This is a genomic window from Stutzerimonas chloritidismutans AW-1, from assembly GCF_000495915.1.
Taxonomy (GTDB): Bacteria; Pseudomonadota; Gammaproteobacteria; order Pseudomonadales; family Pseudomonadaceae; genus Stutzerimonas; species Stutzerimonas chloritidismutans.
On record NZ_AOFQ01000052.1, the window covers coordinates 47,662 to 71,824 of the forward strand.

20 protein-coding genes are annotated in these 24,163 nt (G+C 62.2%); 9 read left to right on the forward strand and 11 right to left on the reverse strand.

The features are described from left to right. Positions 1 to 22: 22 nt before the first annotated feature. From F753_RS40980 to pilG, 8 genes are all read right to left on the reverse strand, one after another. Positions 23 to 493, reverse strand: coding sequence for a chemotaxis protein CheW (locus F753_RS40980; RefSeq protein ID WP_031298038.1), 471 nt, complete (start codon positions 491 to 493; stop codon positions 23 to 25). Next, positions 490 to 1,542 (reverse strand): chemotaxis protein CheB, encoded by a 1,053-nt coding sequence (locus F753_RS40985; protein ID WP_023446065.1) that lies wholly within the window; start codon positions 1,540 to 1,542, stop codon positions 490 to 492. Before F753_RS40985 ends, F753_RS40980 begins: the two co-directional genes overlap by 4 nt. Then, positions 1,535 to 8,689 (reverse strand): Hpt domain-containing protein, encoded by a 7,155-nt coding sequence (locus F753_RS40990; protein WP_023446066.1) that lies wholly within the window; start codon positions 8,687 to 8,689, stop codon positions 1,535 to 1,537. Before F753_RS40990 ends, F753_RS40985 begins: the two co-directional genes overlap by 8 nt. Before the next feature lie 11 nt (positions 8,690 to 8,700). Continuing rightward, positions 8,701 to 9,567 carry a CheR family methyltransferase gene (locus tag F753_RS40995; protein ID WP_031298039.1) on the reverse strand — a complete coding sequence of 289 codons (867 nt, stop codon included), beginning with the start codon at positions 9,565 to 9,567 and terminating at the stop codon, positions 8,701 to 8,703. Positions 9,568 to 9,628: 61 nt separating this feature from the next. Continuing rightward, positions 9,629 to 11,677, reverse strand: coding sequence for a methyl-accepting chemotaxis protein (locus F753_RS41000; protein WP_014818753.1), 2,049 nt, complete (start codon positions 11,675 to 11,677; stop codon positions 9,629 to 9,631). 75 nt (positions 11,678 to 11,752) lie between these two features. Next, positions 11,753 to 12,289, reverse strand: a complete 537-nt coding sequence (locus F753_RS41005) for a chemotaxis protein CheW (RefSeq protein WP_023446068.1) — start codon at positions 12,287 to 12,289, stop codon at positions 11,753 to 11,755. A 41-nt stretch (positions 12,290 to 12,330) separates the two neighbouring features. Continuing rightward, complete coding sequence (gene pilH / locus F753_RS41010; protein ID WP_003303135.1) at positions 12,331 to 12,696, reverse strand: twitching motility response regulator PilH; 366 nt, start codon at positions 12,694 to 12,696, stop codon at positions 12,331 to 12,333. Positions 12,697 to 12,739: 43 nt separating this feature from the next. Next, positions 12,740 to 13,147 carry a twitching motility response regulator PilG gene (pilG, locus tag F753_RS41015; RefSeq protein ID WP_003282729.1) on the reverse strand — a complete coding sequence of 136 codons (408 nt, stop codon included), beginning with the start codon at positions 13,145 to 13,147 and terminating at the stop codon, positions 12,740 to 12,742. 236 nt (positions 13,148 to 13,383) lie between these two features. On the opposite strand from pilG, the gene gshB reads away from it, so the two are divergent. The 7 genes from gshB to F753_RS41050 all read left to right on the forward strand — a co-directional run bounded on the left by gshB (position 13,384) and on the right by F753_RS41050 (position 19,249). After that, positions 13,384 to 14,334, forward strand: coding sequence for a glutathione synthase (gene gshB, locus F753_RS41020; protein ID WP_023446069.1), 951 nt, complete (start codon positions 13,384 to 13,386; stop codon positions 14,332 to 14,334). Positions 14,335 to 14,421: 87 nt separating this feature from the next. Beyond that, on the forward strand, positions 14,422 to 15,315 hold the full coding sequence (locus F753_RS41025) for an energy transducer TonB (RefSeq protein WP_031298040.1): 894 nt from the start codon (positions 14,422 to 14,424) through the stop codon (positions 15,313 to 15,315). Between the two features lie 66 nt (positions 15,316 to 15,381). Further along, complete coding sequence (locus F753_RS41030) at positions 15,382 to 15,951, forward strand: YqgE/AlgH family protein (protein WP_023446071.1); 570 nt, start codon at positions 15,382 to 15,384, stop codon at positions 15,949 to 15,951. Next, positions 15,948 to 16,376: a Holliday junction resolvase RuvX gene (gene ruvX / locus F753_RS41035; RefSeq protein ID WP_003297208.1), complete on the forward strand. Its 429-nt coding sequence runs from the start codon at positions 15,948 to 15,950 to the stop codon at positions 16,374 to 16,376. The genes F753_RS41030 and ruvX overlap by 4 nt, the downstream gene beginning before the upstream one ends. 22 nt (positions 16,377 to 16,398) lie before the next feature. Further along, positions 16,399 to 16,911, forward strand: coding sequence for a bifunctional pyr operon transcriptional regulator/uracil phosphoribosyltransferase PyrR (gene pyrR / locus F753_RS41040; protein WP_023446072.1), 513 nt, complete (start codon positions 16,399 to 16,401; stop codon positions 16,909 to 16,911). Positions 16,912 to 16,958: 47 nt separating this feature from the next. Next, entirely contained in the window at positions 16,959 to 17,975 is a 1,017-nt protein-coding gene (locus F753_RS41045) for an aspartate carbamoyltransferase catalytic subunit (RefSeq protein ID WP_023446073.1), read from the forward strand. Beyond that, positions 17,975 to 19,249, forward strand: a complete 1,275-nt coding sequence (locus tag F753_RS41050) for a dihydroorotase (protein ID WP_023446074.1) — start codon at positions 17,975 to 17,977, stop codon at positions 19,247 to 19,249. The genes F753_RS41045 and F753_RS41050 overlap by 1 nt, the downstream gene beginning before the upstream one ends. Positions 19,250 to 19,326: 77 nt before the next feature. Here F753_RS41050 and F753_RS41055 read toward each other — a convergent pair whose 3' ends face one another. Further along, positions 19,327 to 19,722 (reverse strand): NINE protein, encoded by a 396-nt coding sequence (locus tag F753_RS41055; RefSeq protein ID WP_023446075.1) that lies wholly within the window; start codon positions 19,720 to 19,722, stop codon positions 19,327 to 19,329. A gap of 133 nt (positions 19,723 to 19,855) precedes the next feature. Between F753_RS41055 and F753_RS41060 the strand changes: the two genes are divergently transcribed. Further along, entirely contained in the window at positions 19,856 to 21,067 is a 1,212-nt protein-coding gene (locus F753_RS41060) for a putative DNA modification/repair radical SAM protein (RefSeq protein ID WP_031298042.1), read from the forward strand. Further along, complete coding sequence (locus F753_RS41065; protein ID WP_023446077.1) at positions 21,067 to 21,903, forward strand: TIGR03915 family putative DNA repair protein; 837 nt, start codon at positions 21,067 to 21,069, stop codon at positions 21,901 to 21,903. Before F753_RS41060 ends, F753_RS41065 begins: the two co-directional genes overlap by 1 nt. On the opposite strand, the gene F753_RS41070 is transcribed toward F753_RS41065, so the two are convergent. Further along, positions 21,900 to 23,045: a PilT/PilU family type 4a pilus ATPase gene (locus F753_RS41070; RefSeq protein ID WP_014818747.1), complete on the reverse strand. Its 1,146-nt coding sequence runs from the start codon at positions 23,043 to 23,045 to the stop codon at positions 21,900 to 21,902. The two genes, F753_RS41065 and F753_RS41070, sit on opposite strands and share 4 nt — an antisense overlap. Before the next feature lie 60 nt (positions 23,046 to 23,105). Beyond that, entirely contained in the window at positions 23,106 to 24,140 is a 1,035-nt protein-coding gene (gene pilT, locus F753_RS41075) for a type IV pilus twitching motility protein PilT (protein ID WP_003303153.1), read from the reverse strand. Positions 24,141 to 24,163 lie beyond the last annotated feature (23 nt).

Below are 24,163 nucleotides of genomic sequence, written 5' to 3' on the forward strand. Positions count from 1 at the left end.
ACGTACCGGGTGGCGGCCTCGATCAGATCAGGCCAGCATCGGCGAGCTTCTGCTCCAGACCGATCAGATCGGGGATTCGCGGCTGCACGTCGCCAAGGTTGACCGCATCCAGTTCGAGCGGGGCAAGCGTCACATCCGCGCGCGCGAGGCTGGCGTCGACCTTGATCGAGTGCGGGATGCCCTGCACCAGCAGCGCGATGAACTTGACGTGGTCGCGCCCACCAACCGCGTTGAGCACGGCAACCCGCGCCGAACTGCCAACCGGTTGTGCCTGGCCGCTGGACGCGGCCTCGAACGACAGCAATGGTAGGCTCAGGTCACGCCACTGCACCTGCCCGAGAAACCATGCGGGCATGCCCTGCACCGCTTGCGGAGCGCGATAGGGAATCAGCTCGGCGACGGCCACGTTGGGCACCAGCAATACGCGATCGGCGAGCGGCATCAGCAGCCCGGTGAGGCTTTCCGCCTCCGGAGAAACGACCATTTGACTCATGAGTTATCCCGTTGAAAAGACGTGGCGGGCGTACCGACCTGGCTGACCAGATGATTGACCAAGGCTTGCGCCAGCTCGCGAGGGTCACCGCTGTAGGAGCTGTAGCCACCTTCTCGAAGATTGTCCGGCATACTTGAGCAGGCACAGGAGTCGGCGCGCTGCGTCCAGACCCTGCCACCCTGACGCAGCACATATGCGGCCGCCGCACTGCCGTCGCTGCCCATGCCACTGAAGGCAATGACACCGCAACGCTGGCCGAACTGCTGGGCCAGATTCAGCATCATCTGGTCGATCGACGGGCTATACGGTTCAGGCCAGCAACGACCGTTCAGGCGGGTGCTGCCATCGGACTCGAACCCGAGTTCCTCCCCGATCGGCGCGATGATCACTTCTCCGCAGCGCACCGGCTGGCCAGGGCGCACCTGTTGAACCTGCCACTGACTATGTCGGCCCACGGCCTGGGACAACGCGGACTCGAAGCTGGCTTCGATATGCTGGGCATAGATGAAACCGACTGGCAGGCCGCCAGGCAGCGCGTCCAGGAAGGCCTTCACGGCTTCCGGCCCACCGAGCGAAGCCGCCAGCAGCCATACCTGGGTCGCCGCTTCACCGGCATGCAGCGCGCTATCAGCCAGCAGCGGCGGTAGCGTCAGGCGCTCGGGGCGTTGTCCTTCACCCTGCAGTACGTCCAGACGCGGCCCCACTGCCCGTGATGGGTCACCGATCAGGCGCTTCAGCTTGCTGAACAGGCTGCGCTCCCAACGTGGGTAGAACTCCGAATGCCGCTCCGGCGCATGCCCCTCACCGAACAGCACTCGCGTGGTGTCGCGCTCAAGCAACGCATCCACAAGAGGCGAATCTTCGGTCTGCGCCAGATCAACCAGCCAGAGATCGGCCTCGGTACTATCCAGGTCTGCCGGCTCGAGGCGCGCCGGGTCATTGTTCAATACCACCTGATAGCCACTGCCGGTCAAAGCCTGCTGCAGCACGTGACGCTGCAGAGAGGTGTCGGCGAGTACCGCAATGCGGGCGCAGAGAACGTCAGACATCGGCGTGGACCAAGCGCTGAATGGCCTCGAGCAACACCGATTCCTGATAGGGCTTGCCAAGGTATTCGTTGACGCCGATGGTCAGCGCGCGATCACGGTGCTTCTCGCCGGTACGCGAGGTGATCATGATGATCGGCAGATCCTTCAAACGCTCGTCGTGGCGAACCAGCGTGGCCACCTCGAAGCCGTCCATGCGCGGCATCTCGATATCCAGCAGCATGATGTCCGGCTTGCGCTCCTGCAGCTGAGTGATGGCATCCACCCCGTCCTTGGCGGTCAGAACGTTCATGCCATTGCGCTCCAGCAGACGACTGGTGACCTTGCGCACGGTGACCGAATCGTCAACCACCATGACCAGCGTCGGCCGTTCGGTTTCGACCTCGACCGGCTCCTGCACCTGATCGATAAGGCGCGGCTGTTGCAGCTGAATGAGCTGGTGCGCATGGAGCACACGGATGGTCGCCAGCAGGTCCAGAATCACCACGACCCGGCCATCGCCGAGGATGGTCGCGCCGGAAATGCCATGTACGCCGGCGAACTGCAGCCCAAGGCTCTTCACCACGATTTCACGAGAACCGGCGAGGCTGTCGACCTGTACCGCAACGCTGTGCTCTTTCGAGCGCACCAGGATCACCGGCAGCGGCAGGCTCTGTCCCACCAGCTTGGGCTTCTGGCCGTTGTTCAAGAGATCGCCAAGATAACGCAGCTCGTAAGCCTGACCGGCATATTCGAAGCGCGGCGCATCCGGCTGGTAATAAGCTTCCAGCTCGTATGGCGAGACACGCACGATACCTTCGATGGTATTCAGCGGGATCGCATACAGATCCTCACCGGAATAAACCATCAGCGCGCGGTTCACCGACACTGTGAACGGCAGGCGAATCAGGAAGCGCGTGCCCTGACCGAGCGTCGACTCAATGCTCATCGATCCGCCGAGCTGCTTCACTTCCGAGTGCACCACGTCCATGCCCACGCCGCGTCCGGAGATCTGCGTGACGCGCTCCGCGGTGGAGAACCCGGCTTCGAGGATGAACTGCAGGATTTCATGCTCGGACAGGTCGCTATCGGCGGACATCAGCCCGCGTTCGATCGCCTTGCGCCGCACCGCGTCCAGATTGATGCCACCACCGTCGTCGGCCAGCGTCAGCACGATATCGCCACCCTCACGGGCCAGATCCAGGCGTATCACGCCCTGCTCGGGCTTGCCGGCAGCGCGACGACGCTCGACCGGCTCGATGCCATGGTCCACGGCGTTGCGCAGCATGTGCTCCAGCGGCGCGACGATTCGCTCGAGCACGCTGCGGTCCATCTCACCGGTGGCATTGCCGACCATGAACTCCACCTGTTTGCCGAGCTCGCCAGCGACCTGCCGCACGATTCTGCGCAGGCGCGGCACCAGGCGCTCGAAAGGAACCATGCGGGTGCGCATGAGGCCTTCCTGTAGCTCGGTATTGACCCGAGCCTGCTGCAGCAGCAGCGTTTCAGCGTCGCGATTACGCGCAGCCAGCGTTTCCTTCAGATCGAGCAAGTCAGACGCTGACTCGAACAGTGCACGCGAAAGCTGTTGCAGCTGCGAATGGCGGTCCATTTCCAGCGGGTCGAAATCGTCATAGCCGGCGCGCTCGGCTTCAGCCTGGTAACGGCTGAGAATCTGCGCCTGGGTTTCGGTATCCAATCGGCGCAGCTGGTCGCGCACCCGCTCGATGGTCGCTTCCATCTCGCCAAGGGTGAAGCCGACGTCGCTGACCTGCTGCTCGACTCGGCCGCGGAAGATCGATGTTTCGCCCGCCAGGTTGACCAGACCCTCCAGCAGTTCTGCGGGAACCTTGACCAGCTCCTGCGGTGCCCGCCGCGCAGCGGCTTCCTGAGCGGCCAGCTGTGCGCGTCGAATGAATGGCAGCACCTTCGCCGGGCTGGTACTCGGCTTCGGCAAGGTACTGGCCGCGACGATCGGTTGTTCCAGAGCCACCGGCTCGCGCGGCAACTCTGGCTCGAGCTCCGGCGACTCAGGTTGCGAAGCGTCGCCTCCGTCGCTCGCCAGGCCCGCCCGAAGCAACTCGACATCCTTCAGCAGCGCGTCGTAGCCGTGCTGCACATCGAGAAACAGGCTATCCGGCCAGGGGGCGCCCTGCTGCTGCGCCTCGCTCAACCGCTGCTCCAGATCGTGGGCCATGTTGCCCAGTGCGGTCTGCCCAGCCAGCCGCGCACCGCCTTTCAGCGTGTGCAGCACACGGAGCATGTCAGCCAACGGAGCGGCATCCTCACGGCCGGCATCCCAGCGACCGAGCGCTGATTCCATTTCCTCCAGAAGGTCGTCAGCTTCCTCGACAAAGATGTCGAGAATTTCGGCTTCGGCAGACTGCTGCGCATCTTCCTGAGCGGCCTTCAGCGACACGCTGCTGGGAATGCTCAGTTGCTCATCGGGGTTGTTGCGAAAGTGGCGAATCGTCTCGATCAGCGCATCGCCCGATGGCACCGGTTGATGGGCCCGCACCGCCTCGAGCATTTCCGCCAGGCGGTCCTGGCAGGCCTGCAGAAGGCCGAACAATTCCGGGCTGGCCCGGTAGCTACCGGCGCACAGGCCTTCGTAAAGAAACTCGAGTTCGTGGGAGAGATCACCGATTTCACGGATATCGGCCATCCGGGCCCCGCCCTTGAGGGTATGCAGATCGCGCTGCAATGCCTCAAGTTCGAAGCTGTTGTCGACATCCGACATCCAGCGTTGCAAACCACCCGCAGCGCTCTCGATGAGGTCGAAACCCTCCTCGAGGAAGATCTCCACTAATTCGGGATCGCGCTCGACTGTGTCGTGCTCCTCGGCGGCCGGCACAGCTTCGAACGCTTCCGGCACCTCATCCAGCTCGGGAAGGCTGAGGTCGATCTCATCCAACTCTTCGCTGAACGGGATATCCGAAGCGCGGCTATCGTCCGCTGCAGTTTCGTTGTCGCCTTCATCCGCCTCGGCAGAAGTCTCATCGACATCGAGCAGCGGCAAATCAAACGCATCGGCGCTCAGCGGCTCATCCAGCGATTGAGCAGGATCGTTCTCCGGTCGGATCAGGTCAGGACCCGCATCCGTCTCGAGTAGGGAAGCATCAGTCGAATCAACGCCGTCGAATGCCGGCAGGGCACCCTGACGGAAGGCTTTCATCGACTCGATGAGTGCATCAGCACTGCTCATCGGCATCTCGCCCTGCAGCTGCTCGAGCTGCAGCGCCAGATGATCGTGGCTACGCTGCAACAGCGCTGCAAGCGGGGCGGAATGGACGTAGCGGCCGTCGGAGAGCCCCTCGTAAAGCGACTCCAGCTCATGGGCCAGGTCGCCGATCGGACGGATTGCTGCCATCCGGGCGCCGCCCTTGAGGGTGTGAAGGTCGCGCAGCAGAGCCGAGAGCGCCATCTGGTTCGCCGGATCAGCGAGCCAGCGATCAAGCGCATGGCCGGCGCTTTCCATAAGGTCGACGGCTTCGTCGAGAAAGATCTCAACCATTTCGTGATCGAGATCGTCCTGCGCCTCGTCTTGCGGGGCTTCTTCTTCGGGCCAGACTTCGGCTTCGGCTTCGGCTTCGGCTGGCAATTCTGTCAGCGAAATCTCGCCAGGAGCAGCAACCGGCACGGGGTCGCCCGGCTGCTCCAGAACCAATGGATCAATGGCTTCGGCGAGCAATGCTTCGAGCCGCGCCACCAACTCCGACTGCTCACTCACCTGCAGCGCGGCAGCTACCTGATCCATCATGCCGACCAACGCTTCATGGCCCTGCTCGACGTCGTCGAAGAAGCGCTCGCTGACAGCCAGTCGCCCCTCCTCAACCACCGCGTACAAACGCAGCAGCACCTGGCACAACGCCTCCATCTGCGGCAGGTCGGCCATCTTCGCGCCCTGTCCGAGCGTGGTCAGCTCCTGCAGCAGAGCGGAGAGTTCCTGACGCTCGGCAGGATGCTCGCGCCAGCTGCGCAGCAAATCTTCAGCATCCAGCAGGATGTCCATGCCTTCAGAGAGGAACAGCGCGATCACGCTCGGATCGCGGGCCTCACCAGCATCGTTATGCTGGCGGGCGCCGGCTTCGACCAATCTGGCCTGATGCAGGGCGTGCACCTTGGCCAGGAACTCCGGGGCGCCTTCTATCGGCGCCAACGGTTCATGATCGAGATTGGCCAGCCCCTGGCGTAACAACAGCTCGGCCTCATGCAGCAGCTCGGCTTCGGCCAGATCCATCTGGATCAGGTTGGTCTTGAATTCCTTGACCATCTTCTCCAGAGGCGTTGCGATTTCCGCCACCGGCAGGATGCCGGCCATGTGCGCACTACCCTTGAGCGTGTGCAAGGCACGTTGCAGTGCATCGGTCACCGGCTGCGGCAGGCGCTGGGCGCAATCGGCGAGAAAACTGACCAGCGTGGTCAGATGCGATTCGGCCTCGTTGCGAAAAATTTCCAGCAACTGGGGGTCCAGTGCGTCGTCATCGTCTTGCGGCGCCGCGGACGGGGCAGGCTCGTCCGCAATCGCAGCAGGCGTCTCAGCAGGCTGCGAAAGTACCACTGACTGCCCCTTGGCCAGGGCATGCGCTGCTGCCGCAAGGTGATCGACGTCATCACGCTGGCGCTGGGCCTTGGCTGCGAACTCATCGACGAGGGCCGGCATCAGCGCAACGACATCGCACACGACCTGCCTCACCGAGTCGGTCGGCTGGATGCTGCGATCGAGAACCCGATTGAGCAGGTTCTCGATGGACCACGCCAACTCGCCGATGACCAGTGCACGCACCATCCGCCCACTGCCCTTGAGCGTGTGGAATGCACGTCGCACTTCGCCTAGGGCATCCTTGTTGTCACTGTCGGCAAGCCAGAGTGGCAACTGCTCGCCAATCGCCTCCAGAACTTCTGCCGCTTCCTCGATGAAGACTTCCAGCAGGTCCTCGTCGACCGGTTCTTCGTCGGCAGGAGGCGGCAGGAGGCTAGGCGGTACATCCTGAGCAGGGGGGTTGATGGCTGCGACCGGCGCCGCCATGACTTCCTCAAGGCTGAGTACAGGCTCGACTTCGACCTGCAGGCTTTCAGGTTCGGAATAATCTGGCAGGCTCACTTCCGGAAGATCGAGCTCGGCGACCTGCGCATCGCTCCATTCGCTCAGGTCCGACTCATCTTCAAGTGAGTCTGGAGGCGTTTCGGACGCCAGTATCTCTTCTGGCAGGTTGAAAATGATTTCTTCATCGCCGGACAGGTCTTCCAGCGTCCACTCGCTTTCCTCGGCCTCCGCCGCGATCTCCGCATCATGGCTCTCGAGTGGCGCTTGCGCCTCGCTCAAGAAATCAGGGTCCATCGGTGCCGGAGATTCTTCCTGATCGACCGCAACGGAGTCGAATGCATCCAGACTTGCGTCCGGCTCCTCAGGCAGCACTTCGATCTCGTCCAGCGGATCGGCGAATTCGTTCTCGACCGCCGCGACCTTCATCGGAGCACTTGCAACTCCAAGCGAGTAGCCGAGGTTCTGCAGGCTTTCTTCGGCCACATCCAGAATCAGATCGCCCTGGGTGCCGCAATCCTCGGACAGTCGCTCGAGGTAATACTCGACGCTGGTGATCGCGTCAGCCAGGGTATCCAGGCTCTGCCAGTCCGGCACGGCCTGTCGCGCCAGAAGCTGATCCTGGATGTAGCCATTGCAGGCTTGCAGCAGGGACGCAGCACGCTCCAGGGGAATCATCGCCAAGCCGCCGCGAACCTGAGTGAGCAGATCCGGCACCCGAGCCAGATGCTCGTGGTTCCATTGCGAGGCAATGAATTCGATGATTGCGTCCTTTGCCTGCTCCAGCCCGTTACGCGCTTCGCGAATGACCAACTGGTGAATCTGGGCAACATCGGTGGTCGGCAGGTGGCTTGCTTCGCTGCGCTCCTCCGCGGGACCGCCGACCATGCCGGCCAACGTAGCCTCGACATAGAGCAACGCACCGGCGATATCCATCAGGATGGCGTCGTCGGGCGCCTGCTGCCCCTGCGCTACGGACTGGACGAGGACGATCTGATCGAGAATGATCTTGCGCGGTTGAGCGAAGCCGAGCACTGCCAATGTATCGGCGATCTGCTTGAGCGGGACCTCGAGGCTGGACAACTCGGCAATGACCTTGCGATCGCTGCGCACGAACAGGTCAAGGCTGTCCTTAACCCGCACCAGCTCTTCACAAAGGGCAGCGACCACCGAGCGCATCGCGCCACGGTCGGGACCAGCCAGCTGAGCACGCTCCTGATCGACCACGGCGCTGTCCGGCAGCGCTTCGTCGAGGCGGTAAAGCTGCTTTAACGCCTGGATACGGGGCGTCTGCCCCGGCGCCTTGGCGACGTAGAAGAGCAGGTTCTTGATCAGCTCATCGGGCGCAGCCTGATTTAGGCCATCAGCGCCTTCCTCGACCAACCGCTTGAGCTGCTTGTCTACCTGTCGCAACAAGGTGCGGACGGAGGTGCCGTTGCTCACGCCGCCACTGGCCAGACCTTCGACCATGCCCGAGGCGATCTGCCATAGCGCCGCCAGTGGCGCATCCTTGCAGAGCATTTCCAGGCGGGCGAATACCCGCGCCATGTAGCCGAGATTGGTCGGCAGGTCCTGGTTGCGAATCACCCCAACCAGCGCAACCTGCAGCATCTGGCGCAGCTTGCGCAGCAGGGCCGGCAGCTCGTTGGTACGCAGACGCTCGACCGACTCCTGGGAAAGCGCCGGCGTGCGTCCGGACAGGTCGGGTGAAAATAGGCTGGTTTCAGAAAGCAGCTTTTCACCGCGAGCGGCGCGCAGGTCGTTAAGCAGCGGCAGCACCACCATCGGCAGGTCGCGGCGCGCACTCTGAATGCGGTCCAGATAGGCAGGCAGCTGCAGGATGGCCTGCATCATCACCTCGAGCGCCTCGCCCTGATTGGCCACCCGCTCGTCGAGCAGGGCCCGCGCCAGCTGCTCCATTTCCTCGGCGAGCAATGCTGCACCGAAGAACTCCACCATCTGCAGAGTGCCGTGGACCTGATGCACATAGGTCAGGCAAAAGCGCATCCGGGTCGAGTCCTGTGGGTTCTCGACGAACGCCTCCAGGGCCTGACGCGCCTGCTTAAGCGTCTCGGCAATCTCGCCTTTCACCCACTCCAGGGCGACATAATCGTGCCGATCACCCATAGCGACTCCGCTCATAAACTTTTCCGGGTAAAAGCCAGAACCTGATCGTTGGCCACCGGAAGCAATCCCGGATGCTGCCAACCGACCACTTCACCTACACCGATCACCAACAATCCCCCCGGAGCCAGGCAATCTGCCAGGCGATTGAGGATTTCTCGGCGACGCCAGCGGCGGAAATAGATCAGCAGGTTCTGACAGAAAATAACGTCCATGCTGGAAACGGGCGAGTTCGCCAGTTCCAGCACATTGAGCCTTGCAAAGCACACACGTGCGGCCAGGCCGGGAATCACTTGAAAACGATCATCGGATAGCGACAGGAAATAACGCTCACGCAACGCCGGTTCGACCTGCTCCAGCTTGCGCGCGCTGTAGACCGCTGTTCGGGACTTGGCCAGCGCGCTCAGACTGATATCCGTACCGGTGACCCCGAAGCTGCCGTCGAATTCGCGTCCCGCCAGCGCCTCGGCGGTGGCCATGGCTAGCGAGTACGTCTCTTCACCACTTGCGCAACCCACGCTCCACAGCGCCAGGGGTCGCTTGATCGACTCCTGCTCCAGACGCTGGCGCAAGTAGGTTTCGAGCAGATCAAAAGAAGCGGGATGACGGAAGAAACGTGTTTCCTGAACGGTCAGCCTGTCCATGAGGGTCGACCACTCGACAGCACCACGGGGGCCGGAGGTGACCTGCCGATAGTAGCTGGCATAGTCGGGAGCACCGACCTCGCGCATGCGAGCGCTCAGATTGGTCTGCAGGAAGCTGCGCCTGCGTTCGCTGACGACCATGCCGGAGCGCTCTTCGAGGAGCGTCTGCCAGTCATGGAATTCCGCCGGCGACATATCGGCCAAGGGCTCCAATGCCCAGTCAAACCTCGGCTGCATGCCCTGCCCCTCGCTCATGATCATCGGCGGCAGCCATCAGATGACTGCCGCACTGCTCAAGTCAGGCCTGATCCGGAGCATCCGGCAGGGTAAAGCCGGAAACGGAATGGCGCATCTCGTTGGCCATCTTGGCCAAATTACCGATGCTCTTGGCCGTAGCGGTGGTACCCGACGAGGTCTGCGAGGTGATCTCCTGGATCACGTTCATGGTGTTGGAGATGTGGCCGGCCGAAGAAGCCTGCTGGCGTGCCGCGTTGGAGATGTTCTGGATCAGCGCCGCAAGCGTCTTCGATACCTTCTCGATCTCTTCCAGTGCCACACCGGCGTCCTGCGCCAGACGCGCACCGCGCACCACTTCGGAGGTGGTCTGCTCCATCGAGATGACCGCCTCGTTGGTGTCGGTCTGAATGGTCTTTACCAGTGCCTCGATCTGCTTGGTCGCCGCGGAAGAGCGTTCAGCCAGGCGCTGTACTTCGTCCGCTACCACGGCGAAGCCGCGGCCTGCGTCGCCCGCCATGGATGCCTGGATCGCCGCGTTGAGTGCAAGGATGTTGGTCTGGTCGGCAATGTCGTTAATCAGGCTGACGATGTCACCGATCTCCTGGGACGACTCACCGAGACGCTTGATCCGCTTGGACGTGTCCTGGATCTGCTCGCGAATGTTGTCCATGCCGGTGATGGTGTTGTGCACCACCTCGTTGCCCTTGTTGGCAATGGCTACCGAACGTTCTGCTACCGCCGAGGATTCCGCGGCGTTGGCCGATACCTGGTCAATGGAAACCGCCATTTCGTTGATTGCAGCAGAAGCACCGGCAATTTCCTGGGCCTGGTGTTCGGAGGCCTCGGCGAGGTGCATTGCAGTCGCCTGGGTTTCCTGCGCAGCGCCCGATACCTGAACAGCGGTCTGGTTGATGGTGGCTACCAGTTCGCGCAGCTGGTCGATGGAGTAGTTGATCGAGTCGGCAATCGCACCGGTGAAGTCTTCGGTAACGGTCGCGGCCACCGTCAGGTCACCGTCTGCAAGGTCGCCGATTTCATCGAGCAGTCGCAGAATCGCAGCCTGGTTACGCTCGTTCTTCTCAGCGGTTTCGCTCAGGCGGCGGCGTGCTTCCTGAACCATTACCAGACCAATCAGGATGATCGAGGCCAGCGCAATGGCGCCCAGCACGTAACCGAGGATGGTGTTGAGATAACGGGCATCGGCGCGGCTCTGTAGGCCTTGCGACAGCGCGGAGGTCTTGTCGAGCAGGGTCTGCGAAACCTCGAAGATGCTGTTAGCCGACTCGCGCACCTGGAACAGTTCAGGCGACGTTTCGAGAATTTCGTCCACCGATCCGGATACGAACTGGAAGAGCTCAGCGATCTCCGAGAGACGATCCAGCGCCTCTTCGTCGGCCACCGCAGTGATGCCCATGGCGACGTTGCCTTCGATCATCGCATTCAGGACTCGACCGAACAGACTGGCATCACGACCGAACATATCGGCCGCCTGTACCGAGTCCTGGTCACCGGACAGCACCTTGTTCACCGAACCGAGGATACGCTCGGCCAGCAGCGACTGGCGCTGGGCAACCGAAACCTGAGCTGCTGGCGCACCACTTTCCAGCAGGATGTCGACGACCTCCTCGTACTCGACCTGGAGCTGAGGGATGGTTTCAGCGAGGGTGCTGGCTACCTGGTGGAGCGACAGGACAGTCTGCTCACTGGCCAGGATGGCGTCGGTATCGCGACGCAGCGTGTTCCAGTCCTGCTCCACCGCGTTGACTTCATCGCGCAACGATTCGGGAACCGCCGGCAGACCGATGTCCTCGTTTCCTTGCGAGAGATAGGCCCAGCGCTGGTTGAACTCGTTCCGGGCCTGCTTCAGAGACGCGAACGCCTCCTGCGTGCCGGTCGCCGCTTCCACGGCATCCTTGGCGATCTGCTGGGACAGTACGCGCAGCTCTCCAGCGTGAGCGATGTATTCGTTATCGTGATCGGCCTGAGTGTTGACGTACGCGAAGTTCGCGAACAGCAGCACGATCGATACGATCAGCACGATAAACAAACCGGTGGTCAGCGTATTGCTGCGCACCCCGCTCAACAAAGCATTAGCATTCATTTTGATCATTATCCGGCCCCCGCCTGGACCCCCGTCGTTTCCATCCAAGAACCAAAAGGCCGACCTTGGTCGACCCACCTACAACTAAAACGCGACGTCCAGAAACGCCTGATGCGTAGCCAATGCGTGCGGGCTGAAGACCAGCCAGGGCTGCTCGCGCTGGAACACACCATGAATGAATGGCTGAATTGATGCCTCGATCGGAGGCAACTCCTCCGAGAAGGTTTCCACCGCGAAATGCTGCATGCCGAAGACTTCATCGACAGTCAGTCCGGCGAACACTTCCTGGTGATCCACCACCAGCACCCTGCGCTGCTTGCGCAGTGCCGAAAGCTCAAGCCCGAAATACCCACAAAGGTCCATCACAGGCAACAATCTGCCGCGCACGTTCGCCACGCCCTTTACCCAACTCTTGACGCCGGGAAGCAACGTATAACGCGGCTCATGCAGGATTTCGCCAACCTCCCCCATTGGAGCGACGAACAAGCGCCCCCCCATCCGAAAGCCGATCCCTCCCCAGGTTTGTACGGCTTCCTGCTGAGAAGGCAGGCCTGCCGCGTACGTGCGGCAACGTTTATCTAGCTCCAGCAACTGCTGAAACGGCGTTTGCATGTCAGGCATGCTGGCCACGTCCCTTTGTCCGAGTGTTGGCTACCGCGGCGTCAGCCCGCCAGAACGGCATTCAGGGTCTTCAGCAATGTGGCTTCGTCCACCGGCTTGGTCAGGTAATCCTTGGCGCCTTGGCGTTTGCCCCAGACCTTATCGGTTTCCTGATCCTTGGTGGTGACGATGATCACCGGAATGTGACTGGTTTCAGAATCTTTGGTCAGTTGGCGCGTAGCCTGAAAACCATTCAGCCCGGGCATGACAATATCCATCAACACGGCATCCGGCTTTTCCTGACGAGCCAGCGCGACGCCGTCAGCGCCATTCTCTGCTTTAAGCACCACATGGCCATTCTTCTCAAGCATGGCGGTGAGCTTGTACATTTCGGTCGGCGAATCATCAACAATCAGAACGCGAGCCATGATTTCTCCATAGGAAGGCTTCAGCGGCAAACAATGCCGAACTTCAGGATGCTTGCTCCACCGGTGCGAAATCAGGGACGTGCGCCTTGATCGCACCGAGCAGCTCTTCTTTGCTGAACGGCTTGGTAAGGTATTGATCGGATCCGACAATACGCCCTTTGGCCTTGTCGAACAGGCCATCTTTGGAAGACAGCATGATCACCGGCGTCGACTTGAAGGAACTGTTGTTCTTGATCAACGCACAGGTCTGATAACCGTCCAGCCTGGGCATCATAATATCGACAAAGATGATGCGGGGATGAGTATCCGCAATCTTGGCGAGCGCATCGAAACCGTCCACAGCGGTGATGACATCGCAACCTACTTTCTTCAGCAGGGTTTCAGCAGTGCGACGAATCGTTTTCGAATCGTCGATCACCATGACCTTCAAGCCCTCGGAGTGCTGTTCCATTTCGCCCTACCATCGCCTCGGTGAGTCGTAGTTTATCGTTATGTCAGTGCGCCGGAGGCCCTGCCACCGATGGGCTGCACCCAATCGCCGGACCTTTTTAGCACACTCCTCATGCACACGCTATCAACCGGAAAAGCATCCGGATTTTCCTTGACCCAGTGCACAACCACAGCCAATCTGCAGCGACATTTTGAGCCACTGGCGGCGCTTCGCCGCCCATTGCCGGAGAACACCCCATGACCGTTCGCGTCGGGATCATCATGGACCCTATCGCGCAGATCGCCTTCAAGAAGGACAGCTCGCTGGCCATGCTGCTGGCTGCCCAGGCGCGAGGCTGGACACTGTTCTACATGGAGCAGCGCGATCTATATCAGCTCGGCAATCAGGCCCGGGCGCGCATGTGCCCGCTGCGGGTATTCAACGACCCACAACATTGGTTCGAGAAGGATGGGGAGGTCGATGCGGCCCTGACTGATCTGGACGTGATCCTCATGCGCAAGGACCCGCCTTTCAACAGCGAGTATGTCTACGCAACCTATCTGCTGGAACTGGCGGAAAAGGCCGGAACGCTGGTGGTCAATCGACCGCAGAGCCTGCGCGACTGCAACGAGAAGTTCTTCGCCACCCAGTTTCCACAATGCACCCCACCGACACTGGTCAGTCGGCGCGCGGACATTCTCCGCGAGTTCGCCCGCGAGCACCGTGACATCATTCTCAAACCCCTCGACGAGATGGGCGGTGCATCGATCTTTCGTCATCGCGAGGGCGACCCGAATCTGTCGGTTATTCTCGAGGTTCTGACCGAGCATGGCAGCCGCCAAATCATGGCGCAGCGATACATTCCCGCGATCAAGGACGGCGACAAGCGCATCCTGATGATCGATGGCGAGCCGATCCCCTATTGCCTGGCGCGAATCCCCGCCGCTGGCGAGACGCGCGGCAATCTGGCCGCGGGTGGTCGCGGCGTGGCACAGCCGCTGTCGGATCGCGACCGCGAGATTGCAGCGATCGTCGGCCCGGAACTACGCAAGCGCGGCTTGCTGTTTGTCGGCCTGGATGTGATCGGCGACTACCTTACCGAAATCAACATCACCAGCCCGACCTGCATCCGCGAAATCGACAATGCCTTTGATACCCGCATCGGCGAACGGCTCATGGACGCGATCGCGGCGAAGCTGCAAGGTTGAACCAGCTAACAGCTTTGAGCTTGGAGCTTGCGACTCCAAGCTCAAAGCCGGCAGACTGCGCGGCACTTCGAGCCGACCCGACCTGCGATGAACGCCGCTATCCGCCACCCCGTGCCTGAAACTACCCGAGTCCGCCCGGCGGACAGGCTCGGCTTCACGCTTTTTCTGGCTACCGCATTGCATCTGGCCTTGATTCTCGGGCTTGGCTTTACCCTCTCCGAGCCGAAGCAGATCAGCAAGACGCTGGAAATCACCCTATCGACCTTCAAAAGCGAAGAGAAGCCCAAGGAAGCGGACTTCCTCGCCCAAGACAATCAGCAGGGCAGCGGCACGCTGGAGCACAAGGCCACGCCGAAAACCACCGAGCAAGCGCAGTTCCAGGATACCGAGGTACGCAAGGTGACCCCACCAGCAGCACCGCCTCGCAGCACCCGGCCGGAACCGGCGAAGACCGTCGTCACCACTCGCAGCCCACAGCGCGAAAAGGCCGACGTCAAGCAACAGACGCCACCGCAGCCCGAGCCGCAAGCAGCGCCGGCATTCGACAGCTCACAACTGAGCGCGGAGATCGCCAGCCTCGAAGCCGAGCTGGCACAAGAGGTCGAGCGCTATGCCAAGCGCCCCAGGGTCAGCCGACAGAACAGTGCCGCCACCATGCGCGACATCAGCGCCTGGTATCGCGACGAATGGCGCAAGAAGGTCGAGCGCATCGGCAACCTCAACTATCCCGACGAGGCCCGCCGCCAGCAGATCTACGGCAGCCTGCGCATGCTGGTGACCATCAACCGCGACGGCACCATCCAGGAGCTGCGCGTGATCGAGTCATCCGGCAAGCCGGTGCTGGACGATGCCGCGCTGCGCATCGTGCGACTGGCAGCGCCTTTTGCGCCCTTCACCGGCGAACTGGCGCAGAAGTTCGACCAGGTGGAGATCATCCGCACCTGGCGTTTCGAACGCGGCGACAGGCTTTCGAGTCGCTGAAATCGGCAGCCGGGCGAACCGTCGCACCTGTAGCCGGAACGCGGTGCAACGCTTAAGCTAACGCGCATGAAAAGCACCGCGCCCAGCTACCTCAAGCATCACTTCCTGATCGCCATGCCGCAGATGGCCGATCCGAACTTTGCCCAGACGCTGATCTACCTGATCGAACACGGCGCAGAAGGCGCCATGGGCCTGATCGTCAATCGCCCGAGCGGGCTGAGCCTGGCTGATGTGCTGGAGCAGCTGCGCCCGGACGAGCCGATCCCCCCACTCTGCCAGAGGCTGCCGATATTCTCCGGCGGCCCAGTGCAAACCGATCGCGGCTTCGTTCTGCATTCACCCGACCAGCAATTCCAGGCCACCCTCTCCCTCGGCCCGCTGGGCATGTCCACATCGCAGGACGTCCTGTTCGCCATTGCGGACGGCCAGGGGCCTGCCCGGCACTTCGTGGCCCTCGGTTATGCCGGCTGGGAAGCGGGACAGCTGGAAGCCGAACTGGCCGACAATGCCTGGCTCAGCTGCCCCGCGGATACCGAGATCCTATTCGACCTACCTTATGACCAACGCCTGAACGCCGCGGCAGCATCACTCGGCGTCGACCTGCGCCTGCTCAGCACCCAGGTCGGCCACGCATGAGTGCGCCGCGACTGCTGCTCGGCTTCGACTACGGCACCAAGCAGATCGGCGTCGCTGTCGGCCAGGTCATTACTGGGCAAGCACGTGAACTCTGCGTACTCAAGGCGCAGAACGGCGTGCCGGACTGGCAACAGATCGAAGCGCTGATGCGCGAATGGCAGCCCGATGCGCTGGTCGTCGGCCTGCCGCTGAACATGGACGGCACGCCCAGCGACATGAGTGCCCGGGCGGAAAAGTTCGCCCGCCGACTCAACGGTCGCTTCAACCTGCCGGTGCACACTCACGACGAACGCCTGACCACGTTCGAAGCCAAAGGCGAGCGTCTGCGCCAGGGCCAGCACGGCGGCTATCGCGATCGCCCGGTGGATGCCCTGGCCGCAGCCCTATTACTGGAAGGCTGGCTGAGCGATCACCCTGCCGCCTGATCCAGACCTGTAAGGAGACCCCATGATTCTGCCCAATCCCGAACAGCTGCTGCCCGAGATGGTCGCCACACTGAAGCAACACCTGATTGATCGCGACATCCAGGAGCCGCGCTTCATCGGTATCCGTACCGGCGGCGTCTGGGTGGCCCAGGCGCTGCTCGCAGCCCGCGCGCAGAACGAACCGCTCGGCATTCTCGACGTGTCCTTCTATCGCGACGACTTCACCCAGAAGGGCCTGCACCCGCAGGTGCAGCCGTCGGAACTGCCTTTCGAGATCGAAGGCCAGCACCTGGTGCTGATCGATGACGTGCTGATGACCGGCCGCACCATCCGCGCCGCGCTCAATGAGCTGTTCGACTACGGTCGTCCTGCCAGCGTAACGCTGGTCTGCCTGCTCGACCTGAACGCGCGTGAGCTGCCGATTCGCCCTGACGTGGTCGGCGCCACCCTGTCGCTGGCGCCCGAGCAACGCATCAAGCTGATCGGACCGGAGCCATTGGCCCTCGAACAACAGATGGAAACCAGCGGCTCCTGAGCGAGCCGGCAAGTCCGCCCCACAGCCCCGCCAACCGAGATCCTGCGATGACGCCCACCGACGCCAAGCGCCCGCTACAGTTGAACGACCAAGGCCAGCTGCGCCATTTTCTCTCCCTCGACGGCCTGCCGCGCGAGTTGCTCACCGAGATCCTGGACACTGCCGATTCATTCCTCGAAGTCGGCGCCCGGGCGGTGAAGAAGGTTCCACTGCTGCGCGGCAAAACCGTCTGCAACGTGTTCTTCGAGAACTCCACGCGCACCCGCACGACCTTCGAACTGGCGGCGCAGCGGTTGTCGGCAGACGTCATCACGCTGAACGTCTCGACCTCCTCCACGAGCAAGGGCGAGACCCTGACCGACACGCTGCGCAACCTGGAAGCCATGGCCGCGGACATGTTCGTGGTGCGCCACGCCGACTCCGGCGCCGCCCATTTCATCGCCGAGCACGTCAGCCCGGAGGTCGCGGTGATCAATGGCGGCGACGGGCGCCATGCGCACCCGACCCAGGGCATGCTCGACATGCTTACCATCCGCCGCCACAAAGGCGGCTTCGAGAACCTCTCGGTCGCCATCGTTGGTGACATTCTGCATTCGCGGGTAGCGCGCTCGAACATGCTGGCGCTGAAGACACTGGGCTGCCCGGACATCCGCGTGATCGCACCGAAAACCCTGCTGCCCGAGGGCATCGAGCAGTACGGTGTGCGCGTGTTCAACGACATGAACGAGGGGCTGCGCGATGTCGACGTGGTGATCATGCTGCGCCTGCAGCGCGAGCGCATGCAGGGCGGCCTGCTTCCCAGCGAAGGGGAGTTCTACAAACTCTACGGTCTGAACACCCAGCGTCTCGCACTGGCCAAGCCCGACGCCATCGTCATGCACCCGGGCCCGATCAACCGCGGCGTGGAGATCGAGTCGGCGGTGGCCGACGGCCCGCAATCGGTGATCCTCAATCAGGTCACCTATGGCATCGCCATTCGCATGGCAGTGCTGTCCATGGCGATGAGCGGCCAGGCGGCCCAGCGCCAGATCGATTCTGAATCCGTATCCGAGGAGCAGCAGTGATGGTGGCAACCCGAATCCTCGGCGCACACGTGATCGACCCCGTCAGCGGGCGCAACGAAATCGCCGATATCTACCTACAGCACAACAAGATCGCCGCCATCGGCCAGGCGCCAGCCGGCTTCGAAGCACAACAGACAATCGACGCACAGGGTCTGACCGCCGCACCCGGCCTGGTCGATCTTGCGGTAGCCCTGCGCGAGCCCGGCTACAGCCGCAAAGGCAGCATTGCCAGCGAGACCCTGGCCGCCGCCGCTGGCGGCATCACCAGCCTGTGCTGCCCGCCGCAAACGCGACCGGTGCTGGATACCGCGGCAGTGACCGAACTGATCCTCGATCGCGCCCGTGAGTCGGGCCATGCCAAGGTGTTCCCCATCGGCGCGCTGACGCGCAACCTGGCCGGTGAGCAGCTTTCCGAGTTGGTCGCGTTGCGTGAAGCCGGGTGTGTCGCGTTCGGCAACGGGCTTACCGAATTTGCCAGCAATCGCAACCTGCGCCGTGCGCTGGAATACGCCGCCACCTTCGATCTGACGGTGATCTTCCACTCCCAGGACCGCGACCTGGCCGAAGGCGGGCTTGCTCACGAAGGAGCCGCCGCCAGCTTCCTCGGCCTGTCGGGGATTCCGGAGACTGCCGAAACCGTGGCACTGGCGCGCAATCTGCTGCTAGTCGAGCGCTCCGGCGTTCGCGCGCATTTCGCCCAACTGACCAGCGCCCGTGGCGCGGAAATGATTGCCCAGGCACAGGCTCGTGGCCTGCCGGTGACGGCCGACGTGGCCATGTATCAGCTGATCCTCACCGATGAAGCGCTGCACGGTTTCTCCAGCCTGTATCACGTGCAGCCGCCACTGCGCAGCGCAGCGGATCGCGATGGCCTGCGTGAGGCGGTGAAGGCGGGCGTCATCTCGGCGATTTCCAGTCATCACCAACCACACGAGGCCGATGCCAAACTGGCCCCGTTCGGCGAAACCGAACCGGGTATCAGCAGTGCCGAAATTCTGCTGCCACTGGCGCTGACATTGGTGGACGACGGCTTGCTCGACCTGCCAACCCTCCTGGCGCGCCTGACCAGCGGGCCCGCTGCAGCACTACGCCTGCCGACCAGCACCCTGCAAGCCGGCCAACCTGCGGACCTGGTGCTGTTCGATCAACACAGTTCGACCCTGGTCGGCGAGCGCTGGTATTCCAAAGGTCGTAACTGCCCGTTCATGGGCCACTGCCTGCCGGGCGCGGTGCGCTACACCATCGTCGACGGCCACATCAGCTTCGAAGGCTGATGCGAAAGATCTGCGCAGGCTGGACATCAACCCGTCCATGCCTGCCAGATTTCTAAAGCGCTTTCTGCCCTACTCGTTCAGCTCCGCGCCAGATTGCGCTCGGATATCTGCGAGTTCAGCGTCCAGAAGTCGTAAAGCACACCGATAAAGAACAAGCCACCAGTGAACAGGTAAAGGATTCCTGTGATCCACTTACCCTGATACATGCGGTGTACGCCGAATACGCCGAGAAAGGTCAGCAGTATCCAGCCGACCGTGTAGTCGATGGGCCCCGGCTGGAAGCGCAGGTCCGCTTCACGATCCATCGATGGGATCAGAAACAGGTCGATGATCCAGCCGACAAAGAACAGGCCGAGGGTAAAGAACCAGATGGTGCCGGTGATGGGCTTGCCGTAGTAGAAGCGGTGGGAGCCTAGAAAACCGAATATCCACAAGAGATAGCCGATCAGCGTGCTATGGGTGTTCTGCTGCATCCGAACCTCGGTGTGCGATTGATGAGTGACGTCCAGCTTATCCGATAATGCGCCTGAACCGCCCCGCCAGACGGGCCTTGTCGCCATGCGCAACCGTGATACTGTATATGCAAACAGTATCATGGTCACCACCATGCAATTGATCGACAAACTCAGCGTGCTCGCCGACGCGGCCAAGTACGACGTTTCCTGTGCCAGCAGCGGCGCGCCGAAGCGCAGCTCGAAGGGCAAGAGCGGACTCGGCGCCACCAATGGCATGGGCATTTGCCACAGTTTCACGCCGGATGGGCGCTGCGTGGCGCTGCTGAAGATCCTGCTGACCAACTTCTGCCTGTACGACTGCCAGTACTGCGTCAATCGCCGCTCCAGCGATGTGCCGCGGGCGCGCTTCACGCCGGAAGAAGTGGTCAGCCTGACGCTCGACTTCTACCGGCGCAACTGCATCAGCGGCCTGTTCCTCAGCTCCGGCATCATCCGCTCGGCGGACTACACCATGGAACAGCTGGTGCGGGTCGCCAGGCTGCTGCGTGAGGAGCACGATTTTCGCGGCTACATCCACCTCAAGACCATTCCCGACGCCGACCCGCTGCTGATCGCCGAAGCCGGCCGCTATGCCGACCGGCTCAGCGTGAACATCGAACTGCCGACCGAAACCAGTCTGATCCGCCTGGCACCGGAAAAGCAGGTGGTGACCATCAAACAGGCCATGCACACCATCCACCAGGGCGAAACCGAGGCCAGCGCCGAGCGGCGGGCGCCACGCTTCGCACCCGCCGGGCAGAGCACGCAGATGATCGTTGGCGCCGACAACACCGACGACAGCACCATATTGCACACCGCCCAATCGTTGTACGGCAGCTATCGACTGCGCCGGATCTACTACTCGGCCTTCAGCCCGATTCCGCACAGCCCCAACACCGTGCCTTTCGCGGCACCACCGCTGATGCGCGAGCATCGCCTGTATCAGGCCGACTTCCTCATGCGTGGTTACGGCTTCAAGGCCGACGAACTGCTCAGCGGGCCAGGCAACCTCGCGCTGGATATCGATCCGAAGCTGGCCTGGGCGCTGGCGCACCGCGACCAGTTTCCGGTGGACCTCAACCGCGCCGAACCGACGATGATCGCCCGCATTCCCGGAATCGGCATGCTCAGCGCGAAACGCCTGGTGGATCTGCGCCGGCAGAAGCGCATCCGCTTCGAGGATCTGACCCGTCTGCGCTGCTCGCTCGAGAAAGCCAAACCCTTCGTCATCACTCAGGATTACCGGCCAAGCCTGGCAGGGCGGGAGTCGGCCATGCTGCGCCAGCATCTGCGCGACACGCCCGCACAACTGGCGCTCTGGTAATGGTCACGGTGCGTTTCGATGGAAGCTTCCAGGAGTGGCGAGTTCGGGCTCGCGCGCTACTGCAGAGCCGCGTCGCGCCACATGAGCTGAACTGGGTCAGCGACGATGAATCGACAGGGCTATTCGACGATCCCTCGCCGGCACCTTTAACGGAAGGCGGACCGCGCATTCGCGTCCCCCGACAACTGCTGGACGAACTCGAAATGTCCGCGCGCTATCGCACCGAGCAGCGCTGGAGCCTGCTGTATCGCGTGCTCTGGCGGGTCAACCAGGGCGATTCGAGTGCGCGAATGGTCGGCGACATCGATGGCAGCGAACTGCATGGGCGCATCAAGGCAGTCCGTCGTGAGGCCCATCATCTGCATGCCTTTCTTCGCTTCAGCCCACTGCAGACCAGTGATGGACCACAGCACGTCGCCTGGTTCGAACCTGCGCACGACGTACTGCCCTGGGCGGCGGGACACTTCGCCGAACGGATGGGCGGCAACAGCTGGCTGATCGCGACGCCGGAAGAAGGGGTTTGCTGGGATGGCCAAGACATGTACTACATCCGCCCCTGCCCGCCACAGTGGCGGCAGCTGGCGCAGAACGCAGCGGACCCCGGCGGCGAGCTATGGAAGGCGTATTACGAAAGCACGTTCAACCCGGCCCGGCTGAACCGCGGCGTACTGGAAAGCAACCTGCCTGTGCGCTTCTGGAAGAATCTGCCCGAAGGCATGTTGATCCCGCAGTTGATGAGCCGCGCGCGCGCCGGTGCGCAGCGTGACGGCCAGGCCGAGCGCGTCGCCGCGAGAAGCGGAAAGCGCATCGGCCGGGATGCAAAACAGGCCGACTAGCGGAAGCTGCGGCCTGGATCGTCGTCACTGACCTCAAGGCTCAGGCCCTGGGACACGCTGGTCAGATGCTCGCCATCGGTTTCCGATCCCAGCTTGATCAGCAGGCGCAGGTCATTGGCCGAGTCGGCGTGCAGCAGCGCATCTTCGTAGGTGATTTCACCCTGCACATAGAGGTTGTACAGCGCCTGGTCGAAGGTCTGCATGCCCAGCTCGGTGGAGCGCTTCATCAGCGACTTGAGCTCATGCACCTCGCCCTTGCGGATCAGGTCGGCCGCCAGCGGCGTATTGATCAGCACCTCGATCACCGCACGACGCCCCTTGCCGTCAGGCGTCGGCACCAGCTGCTGGGCGACGATGGCCTTGAGGTTGAGCGACAGATCCATCCACACCTGGTTGTGACGGTCGGGCGGGAAGAAGTTGATGATTCGGTCCAGCGCCTGGTTGGCGTTGTTGGCGTGCAGGGTCGCCAGGCACAGGTGACCGGTTTCGGCGAAGGCCACGGCGTAGTCCATGGTTTCACGGGTACGGATCTCGCCGATGAGGATTACGTCCGGCGCCTGGCGCAAGGTGTTCTTCAGGGCCACTTCGAACGAGCTGGTGTCGATACCGACCTCGCGCTGGGTAACGATGCAGTTCTGATGCTGGTGGATGAATTCGATCGGGTCTTCGATGGAGATGATGTGCCCGCTGGAATTCTTGTTGCGATAGCCGATCATCGAAGCCAATGAGGTCGACTTGCCGGTACCGGTGGCCCCGACGAACAGCACCAGCCCGCGCTTGGTCATCGACAGCTTCTTGAGGACGTCCGGCAGCTTGAGTTCTTCGATGGTCGGAATGTTGGTTTCGATACGCCGCAGCACCATGCCAGCGAGATTGCGCTGGTAGAACGCACTGACCCGGAAACGGCCGATACCACGAGCGCTGATGGCGAAGTTGCACTCATGGTTCTCGGTGAACTCGCGGCGCTGCTGCTCGTTCATAACGCCGTGCACGGTCTCGCGGGTCATTTCCGGCGACATCGCCGTCTTGCTGACCGGCATGATCTTGCCGTTGACCTTCATCGAAGGCGGCACGCCTGCCGTGATGAACAGATCGGAGCCGCCCTTTTCCACCATCAGGCGCAGAAGTTTCTCGAATTCCATCGTCGTACTCGCAATCGTGGCAAGCGCCGCATCGGGCGGCGCCCGGTAGTTGTCAGGCGTTTAGAAGTTTTCCGGCTGCTTGGCCTTTTCCTTGGCGCTGTCTCGCGAGATCAGCCCTTTGGCGAGCAGCCCCTTGAGGCACGAGTCGAGGGTCTGCATGCCCAGCGAGCCGCCGGTCTGGATCGAGGAATACATCTGCGCCACCTTGTCCTCGCGAATCAGGTTACGGATCGCCGGCGTACCGATCATGATCTCGTGGGCCGCGACGCGGCCACCACCAACCTTCTTCAGCAGGGTCTGCGAGATCACCGCCTGCAGCGATTCGGAGAGCATCGAGCGGACCATGGACTTTTCTTCGGCCGGGAACACGTCGACCACGCGGTCGATGGTCTTGGCGGCGGAGGTGGTGTGCAGGGTGCCGAACACCAGGTGACCGGTTTCCGCAGCGGTCAGCGCCAGGCGGATGGTTTCCAGGTCGCGCATTTCGCCGACGAGAATGATGTCCGGGTCTTCACGCAGTGCCGAACGCAGTGCCTCGGAGAAGCCCAGGGTGTCACGATGGACCTCGCGCTGGTTGACCAGACACTTCTTCGATTCGTGAACGAATTCGATGGGGTCCTCGATGGTAAGGATGTGGTGGTACTTGGTGTTGTTCAGGTAATCAAGCATCGCCGCCAGGGTGGTCGACTTGCCCGAGCCGGTCGGTCCGGTGACCAGCACCAGCCCGCGCGGCACATCGGTGATCTTGCGGAACACCTCGCCCATCCCCAGGTCTTCCATGGTCAGCACCTTGGAAGGAATGGTCCGGAACACCGCGCCGGAACCGCGATTCTGGTTGAACGCGTTGACGCGAAAACGCGCCACGCCCGGCACTTCGAACGAGAAGTCGGTTTCCAGGAATTCCTCGAAATCCTTGCGCTGCTTGTCGTTCATGATGTCGTAGATCAGCGCATGCACCTGCTTGTGGTCCATGGCCGGCAGGTTGATTCGCCGCACGTCGCCATCGACGCGGATCATCGGCGGCAGGCCGGCGGAAAGGTGCAAATCCGACGCACCCTGCTTGGCGCTGAAGGCCAGCAGTTCTGTGATATCCATGGGACTCCCCAATTACAAGCAAG

What these genes read in the sequence shown, in the direction of transcription:
- pilT (WP_003303153.1), bottom strand. Translation starts at nt 24,140, where the DNA reads ATGGATATCACAGAACTGCTGGCCTTCAGCGCCAAGCAGGGTGCGTCG.
- F753_RS41030 (WP_023446071.1), top strand. Translation starts at nt 15,382, where the DNA reads ATGAAAAGCACCGCGCCCAGCTACCTCAAGCATCACTTCCTGATCGCC.
- F753_RS41025 (WP_031298040.1), top strand. Translation starts at nt 14,422, where the DNA reads ATGAACGCCGCTATCCGCCACCCCGTGCCTGAAACTACCCGAGTCCGC.
- F753_RS41060 (WP_031298042.1), top strand. Translation starts at nt 19,856, where the DNA reads ATGCAATTGATCGACAAACTCAGCGTGCTCGCCGACGCGGCCAAGTAC.
- F753_RS40990 (WP_023446066.1), bottom strand. Translation starts at nt 8,689, where the DNA reads ATGGGTGATCGGCACGATTATGTCGCCCTGGAGTGGGTGAAAGGCGAG.
- F753_RS41050 (WP_023446074.1), top strand. Translation starts at nt 17,975, where the DNA reads ATGGTGGCAACCCGAATCCTCGGCGCACACGTGATCGACCCCGTCAGC.
- F753_RS40995 (WP_031298039.1), bottom strand. Translation starts at nt 9,567, where the DNA reads ATGCAGCCGAGGTTTGACTGGGCATTGGAGCCCTTGGCCGATATGTCG.
- gshB (WP_023446069.1), top strand. Translation starts at nt 13,384, where the DNA reads ATGACCGTTCGCGTCGGGATCATCATGGACCCTATCGCGCAGATCGCC.
- F753_RS41045 (WP_023446073.1), top strand. Translation starts at nt 16,959, where the DNA reads ATGACGCCCACCGACGCCAAGCGCCCGCTACAGTTGAACGACCAAGGC.
- pilH (WP_003303135.1), bottom strand. Translation starts at nt 12,696, where the DNA reads ATGGCTCGCGTTCTGATTGTTGATGATTCGCCGACCGAAATGTACAAG.
- F753_RS41005 (WP_023446068.1), bottom strand. Translation starts at nt 12,289, where the DNA reads ATGCCTGACATGCAAACGCCGTTTCAGCAGTTGCTGGAGCTAGATAAA.
- F753_RS40980 (WP_031298038.1), bottom strand. Translation starts at nt 493, where the DNA reads ATGAGTCAAATGGTCGTTTCTCCGGAGGCGGAAAGCCTCACCGGGCTG.
- F753_RS40985 (WP_023446065.1), bottom strand. Translation starts at nt 1,542, where the DNA reads ATGTCTGACGTTCTCTGCGCCCGCATTGCGGTACTCGCCGACACCTCT.
- F753_RS41055 (WP_023446075.1), bottom strand. Translation starts at nt 19,722, where the DNA reads ATGCAGCAGAACACCCATAGCACGCTGATCGGCTATCTCTTGTGGATA.
- ruvX (WP_003297208.1), top strand. Translation starts at nt 15,948, where the DNA reads ATGAGTGCGCCGCGACTGCTGCTCGGCTTCGACTACGGCACCAAGCAG.
- F753_RS41000 (WP_014818753.1), bottom strand. Translation starts at nt 11,677, where the DNA reads ATGATCAAAATGAATGCTAATGCTTTGTTGAGCGGGGTGCGCAGCAAT.
- F753_RS41070 (WP_014818747.1), bottom strand. Translation starts at nt 23,045, where the DNA reads ATGGAATTCGAGAAACTTCTGCGCCTGATGGTGGAAAAGGGCGGCTCC.
- F753_RS41065 (WP_023446077.1), top strand. Translation starts at nt 21,067, where the DNA reads ATGGTCACGGTGCGTTTCGATGGAAGCTTCCAGGAGTGGCGAGTTCGG.
- pilG (WP_003282729.1), bottom strand. Translation starts at nt 13,147, where the DNA reads ATGGAACAGCACTCCGAGGGCTTGAAGGTCATGGTGATCGACGATTCG.
- pyrR (WP_023446072.1), top strand. Translation starts at nt 16,399, where the DNA reads ATGATTCTGCCCAATCCCGAACAGCTGCTGCCCGAGATGGTCGCCACA.